The 13,075-nt window shown below is 54.3% G+C and carries 8 protein-coding genes, 3 tRNA genes and 2 rRNA genes; 2 read left to right on the top strand and 11 right to left on the bottom strand.

Features of this window, described 5'->3' with window-relative positions:
* Positions 1-71: 71 nt before the first annotated feature.
* Positions 72-290 (bottom strand): hypothetical protein, encoded by a 219-nt coding sequence (locus ACL2XP_RS00265; RefSeq protein ID WP_413736627.1) that lies wholly within the window; start codon positions 288-290, stop codon positions 72-74.
* Positions 291-303: 13 nt separating this feature from the next.
* On the opposite strand from ACL2XP_RS00265, the gene ACL2XP_RS00260 reads away from it, so the two are divergent.
* Positions 304-1,827: a YifB family Mg chelatase-like AAA ATPase gene (locus ACL2XP_RS00260; RefSeq protein ID WP_413736626.1), complete on the top strand. Its 1,524-nt coding sequence runs from the start codon at positions 304-306 to the stop codon at positions 1,825-1,827.
* A 26-nt stretch (positions 1,828-1,853) separates the two neighbouring features.
* On the opposite strand, the gene ACL2XP_RS00255 is transcribed toward ACL2XP_RS00260, so the two are convergent.
* Entirely contained in the window at positions 1,854-2,192 is a 339-nt protein-coding gene (locus ACL2XP_RS00255) for a DUF413 domain-containing protein (protein ID WP_413736625.1), read from the bottom strand.
* A 121-nt stretch (positions 2,193-2,313) separates the two neighbouring features.
* Here ACL2XP_RS00255 and hdfR point away from each other — a divergent pair, with 121 nt between their 5' ends.
* A complete protein-coding gene (hdfR, locus tag ACL2XP_RS00250) occupies positions 2,314-3,132 on the top strand; it encodes an HTH-type transcriptional regulator HdfR (RefSeq protein WP_413736624.1) in 819 nt (272 codons plus the stop codon).
* A 98-nt stretch (positions 3,133-3,230) separates the two neighbouring features.
* Here the strand turns inward: hdfR and yjfF are convergent, their stop codons facing one another.
* The 9 genes from yjfF to ACL2XP_RS00205 all read right to left on the bottom strand — a co-directional run bounded on the left by yjfF (position 3,231) and on the right by ACL2XP_RS00205 (position 12,948).
* Positions 3,231-4,271 (bottom strand): galactofuranose ABC transporter, permease protein YjfF, encoded by a 1,041-nt coding sequence (gene yjfF, locus ACL2XP_RS00245; protein WP_413736623.1) that lies wholly within the window; start codon positions 4,269-4,271, stop codon positions 3,231-3,233.
* A complete protein-coding gene (gene ytfT / locus ACL2XP_RS00240; protein ID WP_413736622.1) occupies positions 4,264-5,280 on the bottom strand; it encodes a galactofuranose ABC transporter, ATP-binding protein YtfT in 1,017 nt (338 codons plus the stop codon). Before ytfT ends, yjfF begins: the two co-directional genes overlap by 8 nt.
* A 14-nt stretch (positions 5,281-5,294) precedes the next feature.
* On the bottom strand, positions 5,295-6,764 hold the full coding sequence (gene ytfR / locus ACL2XP_RS00235; RefSeq protein WP_413739035.1) for a galactofuranose ABC transporter, ATP-binding protein YtfR: 1,470 nt from the start codon (positions 6,762-6,764) through the stop codon (positions 5,295-5,297).
* Between the two features lie 305 nt (positions 6,765-7,069).
* Positions 7,070-8,026, bottom strand: a complete 957-nt coding sequence (gene ytfQ / locus ACL2XP_RS00230) for a galactofuranose ABC transporter, galactofuranose-binding protein YtfQ (RefSeq protein WP_413736621.1) — start codon at positions 8,024-8,026, stop codon at positions 7,070-7,072.
* A gap of 936 nt (positions 8,027-8,962) precedes the next feature.
* A tRNA-Trp gene (locus ACL2XP_RS00225) sits at positions 8,963-9,038 on the bottom strand.
* An 8-nt stretch (positions 9,039-9,046) separates the two neighbouring features.
* Positions 9,047-9,123: transfer RNA gene (locus tag ACL2XP_RS00220), tRNA-Asp, on the bottom strand.
* A gap of 105 nt (positions 9,124-9,228) precedes the next feature.
* Positions 9,229-9,344: ribosomal RNA gene (gene rrf, locus ACL2XP_RS00215) — 5S ribosomal RNA — on the bottom strand.
* A 205-nt stretch (positions 9,345-9,549) separates the two neighbouring features.
* A 23S ribosomal RNA gene (locus ACL2XP_RS00210) occupies positions 9,550-12,463 on the bottom strand.
* A gap of 409 nt (positions 12,464-12,872) precedes the next feature.
* Positions 12,873-12,948, bottom strand: a tRNA-Glu gene (locus ACL2XP_RS00205).
* Between the last annotated feature and the right edge of the window lie 127 nt (positions 12,949-13,075).

Raw genomic sequence — 13,075 nt, 5'->3', positions numbered from 1 at the left:
GATACTGACAACCTTTTTTTAAATTTCACGTCTGGAGGCTGGGGTAAAAAATAGCGTAATTGCGCTAGCTTTCAATAAGTTGTCTTTTCATGAATTTTTTTCATTCTCCCGCTCTGCTTACCCCGCAGCCGCGGGTTACCGCCAGCGCATAACCGTATGAAGCGGGTCGCATCCGCACCGGCAAAAAGGGCAACAGGGGTGATTTTTTTCGGATGCGCTCCGCATTCCGCGCCATTGCCATAACGCTTATCGCCCGGGCCGGGCATGATAAGAGGCCAGGTTGACATCATGCAAGGAGCGCCCATGTCGCTAGCGTTGATTTATACCCGTGCGTCAATCGGCATCCAGGCGCCGTTGATCTCGGTGGAAGCCCATATCAGTAAAGGGTTGCCCGGCTTTACCCTGGTGGGACTGCCCGACGCAACGGTAAAGGGCGCGCGCGACCGGGTGCGCAGCGCGCTGCTCAACAACGGTTTCGACTTTCCGGCGCGGCGCATTACCGTGAGCCTGGCGCCGGCCGACTTGCCTAAAGAGGGCGGCCGCTATGATTTACCTATCGCCCTGGCCATTCTGGCCGCGTCGGAGCAGTTGCCGGCGCAAAAAATGGCCGATCATGAGTTCCTGGGGGAGCTGGCGCTGTCCGGGGAGCTGCGGCCGGTGCAGGGCGCCATTCCCGCCGCCCTGGCGTCGGCGTCGGCGCGGCGCCAGTTGATACTATCGCACCATAACCGCAGCGAAGTCGGGCTGGTGCCCAACAGCGGCGTGCTGGTCGCTGCCCATTTGCAGGAGGTGTGCCGGTTTTTGCAAAACCAGGGCGAACTGGCGTCCGTTCCCGCCGCCGACGCTGCGCCCGTGGAATATGGCGGCACCGACCTGAACGATATTACCGGCCAGCAGCAGGCCAAACGCGCGCTGGAGATTGCCGCCGCCGGCGGCCATAATTTGCTGCTTATCGGCCCGCCCGGCACCGGTAAAACCATGTTGGCCAGCCGGCTGCCCGGATTAATGCCTCCCTTAAGCGATATAGAGGCCATAGAGACCGCTTCGCTTACCAGCCTGACGAATCCTGCCGCCGCACTCGTTCAGTGGCGCCAAAGGCCGTTTCGCGCGCCTCACCACAGCGCCTCGATGGCGGCGCTGGTCGGCGGCGGTTCCCTGCCCCGCCCGGGGGAAATTTCGCTGGCCCACAACGGGGTGTTGTTTCTTGACGAACTGCCGGAATTTCAACGGCGGGTGCTCGATGCGTTGCGCGAGCCGCTGGAAGCCGGGGAAATCACTATTTCCCGCGCGCAGGCCAAGGTACTGCTTCCGGCGCGCTTCCAACTGGTCGGGGCGATGAACCCCAGCCCCTCGGGGGATCATAAGGGCGTGCATAGCCGCAGCGGGCCCCAGCAAACCTTACGCTACCTCAACCGGTTGTCCGGGCCCTTCCTCGATCGCTTCGATATGTCCATCGAAGTGCCGCTGTTGCCGCCGGGCATGCTGCGCCAACAGTGCCGTTCGGGTGAAACCAGCGCAACGGTCAGGGCCAGGGTGCAGGAGGCGCGGCTCATTCAGCTGCGGCGCTGCCAAAAAATCAACGCGCATCTGAATAATCAGGACGTGGCTTTACATTGCCGCCTCAGCGAAGAGGATGCGGTGTTCCTGGAAACGGTGATGGAAAAACTGGGACTGTCGGTGCGGGCCTGGCATCGGACGCTGAAAGTGGCGCGTACGCTGGCGGATTTGGCGGGGGTAACTCAGATACAACGCGGTCATCTGGCGGAGGCCGTAAGTTATCGCAGTATCGATCGTTTGCTGCAACAACTTTGGCTGCAAATGGAATAACATGGGGCCAGCGCCCCATGCCGGAATTAATCTTCGCTGTCGGTATAGTCTTCCACCACATCCATCTGCGGTTTCCCGCCCGACAGGGTATGAAACCGCTTGGGCCGGCGAATATGTTCGATATACTTAAACCAGACTTTCTCATGTTCCGTGGAAGGTTCGCGCTGCCCGTGGCATACCGCCACGAATTGTTGTTCTTCCTCGGTTACCGGTTCACGCTTGCCGCTGTCCAGATCGTTGTAGGCATGGCCGCAACGTTCCAGCAGTTGAGCTTCCCGAATAGTGAAGTGTCCGTGTCGGGAAAACCCGCGCGGGTAATTCTTGTTATCGAAATAACGATTGGTAGTAGAAAAGCTGTCCGCCATCTTAAGCGCTCCCCATCCTTTCACAAGCCGTACTGTTTATGGCGCGGAGTATTAGATAGGCTTGACTTTCTGTAAAACAAAACATTTAAATCATAACGATAAAAAAATTTTGGAGATAGCCATGGACACGGAATTACTGAAAACCTTTTTGGAAGTTAGCAGGACGCGACACTTTGGCCGCGCGGCGGAAGCGCTCTATCTGACGCAGTCGGCGATAAGCTTTCGCATACGCCAATTGGAAACGCAGTTAGGGGTCAGTTTGTTTACCCGGCACCGTAATAATATCCGGCTGACGCCAGCGGGAGAGCGGCTGTTGCCCTATGCGGAAAATCTGATGTCCACCTGGCAACTGGCCAAAAAAGACGTGACGAGTTCGCTGCAGCATAACCTGTTATCCATTGGCGCCACCGCGTCACTTTGGGAAACGTGGCTTGGACAATGGTTACAATTATTATATCAACAGCGCCCCGCTTTACAGTTGGAGGCCCGTATCGCGTTGCGCCACGCGCTGATAAATCAACTGCATGAGCGGCAATTAGATTTGCTGATTACCACCGAAGCGCCAAAAATGGAAGAATTATCCTGCCAGCTCCTGGGTAATTTTTCATTATCCCTGTTCACCGCCTCGGCCGAACCTGAAGAAGGCGAACGGCCCTATATCCGGCTGGAGTGGGGAGCGGATTTCCATACCCACGAAAGCCGCCTGCTGGTAGCCCATCCGCTGCCGGTCATGAGCACCACTTCCGCCCTGCTGGCCCGCAGCCTGCTGCCGGCCACCGGGGCATGCGTGTTTTTACCCAGCCATTGGGCCGAACTCTATCCCGACTTGAACATCGTGGCGGATATGCCGCCCCTGGTACGGCCTTTATATGCCGTTTGGTTACAAAATAGCGATCAACGCACCCTCATTCGCCAATTGCTGAAAACCCCGGTCATGTAACCGCCCAGGGCGCGCCATGCCGTTATCCACATGGGCGGGGACAAGAGGCAATGGCCCCGGATGCCCTGAAAGCCGGTTATAGGCCCGGGGCCGGCCCGTTATGCCGGCGGCACGGTCGAGTTGCCGCGCGGCGTATCGAGCGCGGAATTACGCGCGATGGGGATGGACGTGACCTTCGCATTCTGCTTGTTCTCCCACAGCGAGTTCAGCAGCCGCTGCAAGGTGATAAACGCAAACAGCAAGATGCCTATTACAATCTTGGTCCACCAGGAGCTCAGGGTGCCGTCAAAGTTGATATAGGTCTGGATCAGCCCCTGGATCATGACGCCGAACAAGGTGCCGAATACCGTTCCGATACCGCCGCTCAGCAGCGTGCCGCCGATCACCACCGAGGCAATGGCATCCAGTTCCACGCCCATGCCCGCCAGCGCATATCCCGCCGAGGTGTAGATGGAAAAGACAATGCCCGCCAGCGTGGCGAGGCCGGTGGAAAGCATATAAATACGGATAGTGGTGCTGCGGGTGGAAACCCCCATCAGATTGGCGGCCGTGGCGTTACCGCCAATGGCATAGACCTGGCTGCCGAACTGCGTATAACGGGCCAGCAGGATGCCGAACACCATCACCAGCAGCATTAATACCGCCATGGCGCTCAGGCGCCCTCCGCCGGGAATTTGCCAGGCCAGCCCGGACAGCGTTTCGTAGATCGGATGGTCGATCGGCAACGATTCTTCCGAGACCAGATAACTGGCACCGCGCAAAAAAAACATGCCCGCGAGGGTAATAATAAACGCCGGGATTTTCAGGGTATCGATCAGCCAGCCCATAAACGCGCCGAAACCGCAGCCCATGATTAGTACCAGGGGGAAGGCCAGCAACGGCGACAGGTGATAATCGCCGATGACCCGCGCCAGGAAAACGCCGGTGAACGCAATGACCGATCCCACGGACAGGTCGATACCGCCGGAAATAATCACAAACGTCATACCCACCGCGATAATGCCGAGAAAAGCGTTGTCCGTGAGGATATTACAAATAACCCGCGACGACGCGAAGCCGGGAAACTGGCTCAGGCAGAAAAGATAGCCAACTACAAATACCGCGATCGTGATAACCAAAGGAAGATTACGTTTAAGCATGGCGGCGGCTCCTGCGGATATAAGCGATAAACTTGGGCGACTGCATTACCAGCACGCAGAGCACGACCACGGCTTTGACCACCTGATTCAGTTCAGGCTGGAACCCCGACAGTAAAATACCGGTATTCATCCCCTGTATAATCAACGCGCCCAATATCGAAAGTAAAAGATTAAAGCGCCCGCCCATCAGCGAGGCGCCGCCGATCACCACCGCCAGAATGGCATCCAGTTCCAGCCACAAACCCGCGTTATTGGCATCCGCGCCGCGGATATCCGCGGTCACGATCAGGCCGGCGATAGCGGCGCAGAGCCCGCTCAGGACGTAGGTGGACATCACGATAATCCGCGTTTTGACCCCGGCATTCTTTGCCGCGCGGATATTGATCCCCACCGCTTCGATAAACAGCCCCAAGGCGGTTTTCCGCGTCAGCAGCCAGGCCAGGGCCAGCGTAATCAAGGTGATAAAGACCGGTACCGGGAAAAACAGCAGCGAACCGCTGCCGAACCAGGACAGGGACGGATTATTGAAGGTGATAATCTGGCCCTCGGTGACCAGCTGCGCCACGCCCCGGCCGGCGACCATCAAGATCAGCGTCGCCACGAAGGGCTGTATTTTCAGCAGCGCCACCAACACCCCGTTCCACAGGCCGGAGAGCACCCCCACGCCCAGCGTCGCCAGGATAATAACCGGCAGGCTATACCCCTGCACGGTCAACGTGGCGGTAACCGCGCCGGCAATCGCCATCACCGCCCCCACCGACAAATCGATGCCGCCGGTGGCGATAACCAGGGTCATGCCGATCGACAGCAGCGCCACCGGGGCACAGCGATTTAGAATATCGATAACGCTGCCGAACAGCCTCCCGTCCTGAATATGGATGGAAAAAAAATTATTGGCGACGATACTGTCAACCACTAACACTACCACCAGGGCGGCCAACTGCGGCATGCCGACCGGCCACCGCCTGGCGACAACAACTTTAGTTTCGGGTGACGTTGAACCAGACATAACTTTCACGCTCCTTAGGCGGCAATGGCGTTCATAATCGCGCTCACCGATAATTTATCGAGCGGTATGGCCGCGATATGTTTCCGGTCGCGCAAAATAACCACCCGGTCGGCATAGCCCACCAGTTCTTCCAGCTCGGATGAAATGACCAGCAGGGCGAGTCCGTCGGCACACAAGGTTTCGATTAAACGGATGATCTCGGCGTGGGCGCCGACGTCAATGCCGCGCGTGGGCTCATCCAGGATCAGGAATTGCGGTTTGGTCAGCAGCCAGCGCGAGAGTAGGACCTTTTGCTGGTTGCCGCCGGACAGGAATTCGATCGGCTGATCGGCGCTGGGCGTACGGATATCCAACTGCCGGATAAACCGCTCGGCGATATTATTTTGCTCCTTGCGGGAGATGGGGCGAAGCCATCCGCGCTGCACCTGCAGGGCCAGGATAATATTCTCCCGCACCGATGCGGCGGCGATAATGCCGTCGGTTTTACGATCTTCCGGGCAAAAGCCCAATCCCAGCCGGGACGCCTTATTCGGCGAGCGTATGGCCTGTTTTTTGCCTTTGATCCAGGCGGTGCCGGAATCCGCCGCGCGTATACCGAAGATGACTTCCGCGGTTTCGGTCCGGCCCGATCCCAGCAGTCCGGCCAGGCCAACGATTTCCCCCGGCCTGACTTCCAGGTCGAAAGGGGCGATGGTATTTTTTTTGCCGTATCCTTCAAAGGCCACGATGGGTTTATCGCTGTGCAGAGTTCGTCCGGCCCGCTGCAGGGCGTTTTCGCCCAGTTCGCGGCCCAGCATCATCTTAATCAATTCAATATGGGGAAGTTCGCGGGTATTGCGCGTGCCGACAAATTCGCCATTGCGCAGCACCGTAATACGATCGGTGATTTTGTACACTTGATCGAGAAAGTGCGTGACAAAAATCAGGCTGATCCCCCGGTCGCGCAACTGCCGCATAATGGTAAACAGCATTTCGACTTCGTTAGCGTCAAGGCTGGCGGTAGGCTCATCCAGGATGAGCACTTTGGCGGAAAGATCCACCGCGCGGCAAATCGCCACGATTTGCTGCATCGCCACCGAAAAATGTCCCAGAGGCTCGGTGACATCCAGCGAAAAACCATACCCGGCGAGCAGCGTTTCCGCACGGCGGTTAATTTCCCGGCGATCAATAAAACCAAACCGCCGCGGTTCACGGCCGATAAATAAATTATCCGCCACCGAGAGGTTAGGCAGCAGGTTGACTTCCTGATATACGGTACCGATGCCAAGTGACTGCGCATGGGCGGTATTCTTGGGGTGGATATCCTGACCGTCGAGTACGACGGAGCCGCTATCGCGCTGATATACCCCGGTTAACGCTTTAATCAGGGTGGATTTCCCCGCCCCGTTCTCCCCGAGCAGCGCCATGATTTCGCCGCGCTTGAGGGTTAACGACACATTGTCCAGGGCCTTCACGCCGGGGAAGGTTTTGCTCAGACCGCTGATTTCGAGTAATACATCATCATGACTATCGTTAGTACTCACGGTTATCGCTCCTAAAACACAGCCGAAAAAACAGTCTTAACAATGTCGTTAAGGATCGGGCCAGCGACTATCAGTGCCGAAGATGGCGCCAAGGGCCAAGTGCAGCAGAAACGTCTTCGTCAGGTACAAATGCGCCGGGAGGTATTCACGCAATTCAGCATGGGTATCCCCTGAAGGTTGAGCCCCGCTTCCGCGGCTCAACCCTAAGGGATAGCAAGTACGACGTAATGTTTGATCGCTTTTATCGCGATACAACATCTCGGTTATTAGTAGCCCATACCTTTTTTCAAGTCCAACTGGGCCTGTGCATCAGCGGGTAAATATAATTTACTTTGGGTTTTAATGATTTTGGGGGGCAGGGTGCCGTCTTTCTTGTATTTTTCCAGCGCATCAAACGCCGGCCCGGCCATATTTGGCGTTAATTCAACATTCGCATTGGCTTCGCCGGCCAGCATCGCTTTATAGATATCCGGCACGCCGTCGATAGAACCCGTCAGAATATCTTTACCGGGTTTCAAGCCTGCTTCTTTAATTGCTTGAATGGCGCCGATAACCATATCGTCGTTATGCGCATATACCATGCAGATATTCTTGCCGTTGTTTTCAGCTTTGATAAAGCTTTCCATAACTTCTTTACCTTTACTGCGGGTAAAGTCGCCTGATTGGGAACGAATGATTTTTATACCGGGCGCTTTGGCAATCGCGTCGGCAAAGCCTTTCTTGCGATCGATGGCCACGCTGGCTCCCACGGTGCCCTGCAATTCCACCACGTTACAAGGTTTGCTACCCACGGTTTTAACCAGCCAGTCGCCTATCAGCTGGCCTTCGTAGACATTGTCGGCCGTGACTACCGCCACATAAAGAGAGTCATCTTTTACTTTAATGGCGCGATCGAGCAGGAATACCGGAATCTTGGCGCTTTTAGCTTCCTGCAGCACCGGCTCCCAGCCTGTTTGCACCACCGGCGCGATAAAAATAGCATCAACACCTTGGGCAATGAATGAACGAACCGCTTTAATCTGATTTTCCTGTTTTTGTTGTCCGTCGGCGATTTTCAGGGTAATTCCGCGTTTCTGTGCTTCACTTTTTGCCACCGAGGTTTCTGCCGCACGCCAGCCGGACTCAGAACCAACCTGAGAAAAACCGACGGTTAGCGACTCGGCAAAAGCCACTGAAGACATGGCAACAGAAATGGCGGACACTAAAAGTAAACGCTTCCACATAGTCATTATCCTCTTATCATCATAAAGGGTGCTGATACCAATAGAATAGCTAGCAATAATAAAACTAAACAAAAAAACGTATTTTTATATCGGGTTACATCACATTTTTGATAAATAAGGGCTGCACCGGTCACAGTATTCTTTATTTAAATCCGCAAGTTATGGATATATTTTTTGTTCGGGCCTTATTGAGAAAGGAAAATAAATGCTTTAATAATAAGCAATTACCTACTATGAAATTAATTATTATCATAACCAATGAGGAAACTGGCATGTACAAAACTGCTATTGATTTGAGGCTGCGAATAACGCGTGTTCTCGCACCTTGGGTGGTAAGTTAGGGCGGGGAATAACAACTGGATATCAAAGCATAAAAATTACCATAGTCAAAATGATTTTTTTACATGGACAATATTGCTTTTATCCATGGGCACTTATGCGCGCCCACAGCTTAAAGACCGATCCCTGAGGGCCATGCTTATCGGCGCTGCTAAGATAAACTCGACAAAACCACGGCAAATCCTTCGCTTAAGCCGGCGGTGGCAGCGTACGCGGAGAACCATAGCCAACCGGCCAGCATGCCGGTCTCATTTACCTATCAAAATCCCTGTAAACCCCGCGGCCCTCGTTCTCAGGTCGTGAGAAGTTTTCCCAGAACAGTACCGCCGAGAATATGTTCCATATGCTGCCAGAATGAGTGGATATTATTTTTTTCTGCATTCATGGGCTATATTTACGCGAAACTGGCTTATTACTATTTGATTAAAGCCGATGAGCTATTTAATATGAATTTCATGAATGAAAGTTCTATCATTAATTTAGCCATCTTGCCGCCAGTCGTTATTTTCAACGTTCGATCAATGCCTGAGTGCTGTACGGTTACAGTCAAGAAGGCAAAAAAAAGCCCCTCGCGTTAGCGAAGGGCTTTTTTTTATCTGGCAGGGGCGGAGAGACTCGAACTCCCAACACCCGGTTTTGGAGACCGGTGCTCTACCAATTGAACTACGCCCCTAAATAGGGTGGCGGTGCGGACGGGACTCGAACCCGCGACCCCCGGCGTGACAGGCCGGTATTCTAACCGACTGAACTACCGCACCACCGATTCGGTACTACATCTAAAACCCGATATTGCGGGGTCAACGCATATCACTACCGTTTTAGATGTTAACCAGCGTCTTTTAGGACACTGGGTCTAAATGGATGCCTGGCAGTTCCCTACTCTCGCATGGGGAGACCCCACACTACCATCGGCGCTACGGCGTTTCACTACTGAGTTCGGCATGGGGTCAGGTGGGACCACCGCGCTAGTGCCGCCAGGCAAATTTCTCGTCTCATCCTGAGACTCGCCCTGCGGGCCAGCGCTGTGCGCTGTACAAAATTGCTCCCGGCAATTTTGTCATTTCCCCTGTGCAAGGCCAACGCTCCGCGTTGTTGACAGCCCGTCCGTGTTTCGACCGGCTGCTGGTTATATCTTCCGTTACAAGCTGAAAATTCTTTCGTCTCTTAAACATCTTAGGTGTTGTAAGGTTAAGCCTCACGGGTCATTAGTATCGGTTAGCTCAACGCATCGCTGCGCTTACACACCCGACCTATCAACGTCATCGTCTTTAACGTCCCTTCAGGTGACTTAAAGCCACAGGGAAGACTCATCTCGAGGCAAGTTTCCCGCTTAGATGCTTTCAGCGGTTATCTTTTCCGCACGTAGCTACCGGGCAATGCCATTGGCATGACAACCCGAACACCAGTGGTGCGTCCACTCCGGTCCTCTCGTACTAGGAGCAGCCCCTCTCAATCTTCCAACGCCCACGGCAGATAGGGACCGAACTGTCTCACGACGTTCTAAACCCAGCTCGCGTACCACTTTAAATGGCGAACAGCCATACCCTTGGGACCTACTTCAGCCCCAGGATGTGATGAGCCGACATCGAGGTGCCAAACACCGCCGTCGATATGAACTCTTGGGCGGTATCAGCCTGTTATCCCCGGAGTACCTTTTATCCGTTGAGCGATGGCCCTTCCATTCAGAACCACCGGATCACTAAGACCTGCTTTCGCACCTGCTCGAGCCGTCACTCTCACAGTCAAGCTAGCTTATGCCTTTGCACTAACCTCACGATGTCCGACCGTGATTAGCTAACCTTCGTGCTCCTCCGTTACTCTTTAGGAGGAGACCGCCCCAGTCAAACTACCCACCAGACACTGTCCTCGACCCGGATCACGGGCCGGAGTTAGAACATCAAACATTAAAGGGTGGTATTTCAAGGTTGGCTCCATGCAGACTGGCGTCCACACTTCAAAGCCTCCCACCTATCCTACACATCAAGGCTCAATGTTCAGTGTCAAGCTATAGTAAAGGTTCACGGGGTCTTTCCGTCTTGCCGCGGGTACACTGCATCTTCACAGCGAGTTCAATTTCACTGAGTCTCGGGTGGAGACAGCCTGGCCATCATTACGCCATTCGTGCAGGTCGGAACTTACCCGACAAGGAATTTCGCTACCTTAGGACCGTTATAGTTACGGCCGCCGTTTACCGGGGCTTCGATCAAGAGCTTCAGCTTGCGCTTAACCCCATCAATTAACCTTCCGGCACCGGGCAGGCGTCACACCGTATACGTCCACTTTCGTGTTTGCACAGTGCTGTGTTTTTAATAAACAGTTGCAGCCAGCTGGTATCTGCGACTGGCTTCGGCTCGGGGAGCACGTCCCTCCACCTAATGCCAGCGTGCCTTCTCCCGAAGTTACGGCACCATTTTGCCTAGTTCCTTCACCCGAGTTCTCTCAAGCGCCTTGGTATTCTCTACCTGACCACCTGTGTCGGTTTGGGGTACGATTCGATGTGACCTGGAGCTTAGAGGCTTTTCCTGGAAGCGTAGCATCAATTCCTTCACCACCGTAGTGGTTCGTCGTCACGCCTCAGTGTTGAATAAAAGAGCGGATTTACCTGCTCTTTCCACCTTCACGCTTGAACCGGGACAACCGTCGCCCGGCGAACCTAGCTTTCTCCGTCCCCCCTTCGCAGTCACACCCAGTACAGGAATATTAACCTGTTTCCCATCGACTACGCCTTTCGGCCTCGCCTTAGGGGTCGACTCACCCTGCTCCGATTAACGTTGAACAGGAACCCTTGGTCTTCCGGCGAGCGGGCTTTTCACCCGCTTTATCGTTACTTATGTCAGCATTCGCACTTCTGATACCTCCAGCAGCCCTCACAGGCCACCTTCGCAGGCTTACAGAACGCTCCCCTACCCAACAATACCCGAAGGTATCGCTGCCGCAGCTTCGGTGCATGGTTTAGCCCCGTTACATCTTCCGCGCAGGCCGACTCGACCAGTGAGCTATTACGCTTTCTTTAAATGATGGCTGCTTCTAAGCCAACATCCTGGCTGTCTATGCCTTCCCACATCGTTTCCCACTTAACCATGACTTTGGGACCTTAGCTGGCGGTCTGGGTTGTTTCCCTCTTCACGACGGACGTTAGCACCCGCCGTGTGTCTCCCGTGGTAACATTCTTCGGTATTCGCAGTTTGCATCGGGTTGGTAATCCGGGGTGGACCCCTAGCCGAAACAGTGCTCTACCCCCGAAGATGAATTCACGAGGCGCTACCTAAATAGCTTTCGGGGAGAACCAGCTATCTCCCGGTTTGATTGGCCTTTCACCCCCAGCCACAAGTCATCCGCTAATTTTTCAACATTAGTCGGTTCGGTCCTCCAGTTAGTGTTACCCAACCTTCAACCTGCCCATGGCTAGATCACCGGGTTTCGGGTCTATACCCTGCAACTTGACGCCCAGTTAAGACTCGGTTTCCCTACGGCTCCCCTAAACGGTTAACCTTGCTACAGAATATAAGTCGCTGACCCATTATACAAAAGGTACGCAGTCACCCTGATAAATCAAGGCTCCCACTGCTTGTACGTACACGGTTTCAGGTTCTGTTTCACTCCCCTCGCCGGGGTTCTTTTCGCCTTTCCCTCACGGTACTGGTTCACTATCGGTCAGTCAGGAGTATTTAGCCTTGGAGGATGGTCCCCCCATCTTCAGACAGGATATCACGTGTCCCGCCCTACTCATCGAGCTCACAGCCATTGCACCTTCGGATACGGGGCTATCACCCTGTGTTGCCGGACTTTCCAGACCGTTCTCCTGATGCAAAAGCTGATGGTGACTCTGGGCTGTTCCCCGTTCGCTCGCCGCTACTGGGGGAATCTCGGTTGATTTCTTTTCCTCGAGGTACTGAGATGTTTCAGTTCCCTCGGTTCGCCTCGATACGCTATGGATTCACGTAACGATAGTGCAACGAATTGCACTGGGTTTCCCCATTCGGACATCGCCGGCTGATAGCGCTTCATATCAGCTCACCGGCGCATTTCGCGGATTAGCACGTCCTTCATCGCCTCTGACTGCCTAGGCATCCACCGTGTACGCTTAGTCACTTAACCTCACAACCCTAAGATGTCTGTCTTTTCTGTCCGACGGGCTGCGCGACTTCATGGCGGCGTTGCCCCGGTACTCGAAATCCTCATGGACAGACAGTCCACTGCGGTTTCTCCGTGCCGGGCGCCTTGCCCTGTAATCGCTCGCACCGTCTAGCCTCAGCGTGGTCAAAAAACCGCACCTTGGCGACAGAAAAAGTATCAGATGTTGCCATCGACACGGCAACAACTTGGATTTGCTTATTTGAGAGACTCGCATACTGATTTTGCTCAGCATGGTATTTCAAATTTTCAGCTTGTTCCGGATTGTTAAAGAGCGGTATTTCGCAGCATACTCGCACGTTTTCACGCGTAAATGTGCTCTGAAATGATCAGACAATGAGTAATGGTCTGGGTGACAGTTCGTAAGGTGGTTTGGCGTCCCCTAGGGGGTTCGAACCCCTGTTACCGCCGTGAAAGGGCAGTGTCCTAGGCCACTAGACGAAGGGGACACGGAAAATGCATGCAACGCACCGCGTTGCTTTTCCGTGTAAGGCGAAACTTTCATTAATGAAAGTAAGCGACCTTTTTCTAGCTGAACAACGCATCGCGTTGCTCACCTATTGCAGGCCACACCTT

Source organism: Sodalis sp. RH21 (assembly GCF_047324175.1).
Classification (GTDB): Bacteria; Pseudomonadota; Gammaproteobacteria; order Enterobacterales; family Enterobacteriaceae; genus Acerihabitans.
Note: the sequence above shows the minus strand (reverse complement) of the source record. Positions and strands in the feature narration are given on the sequence as shown.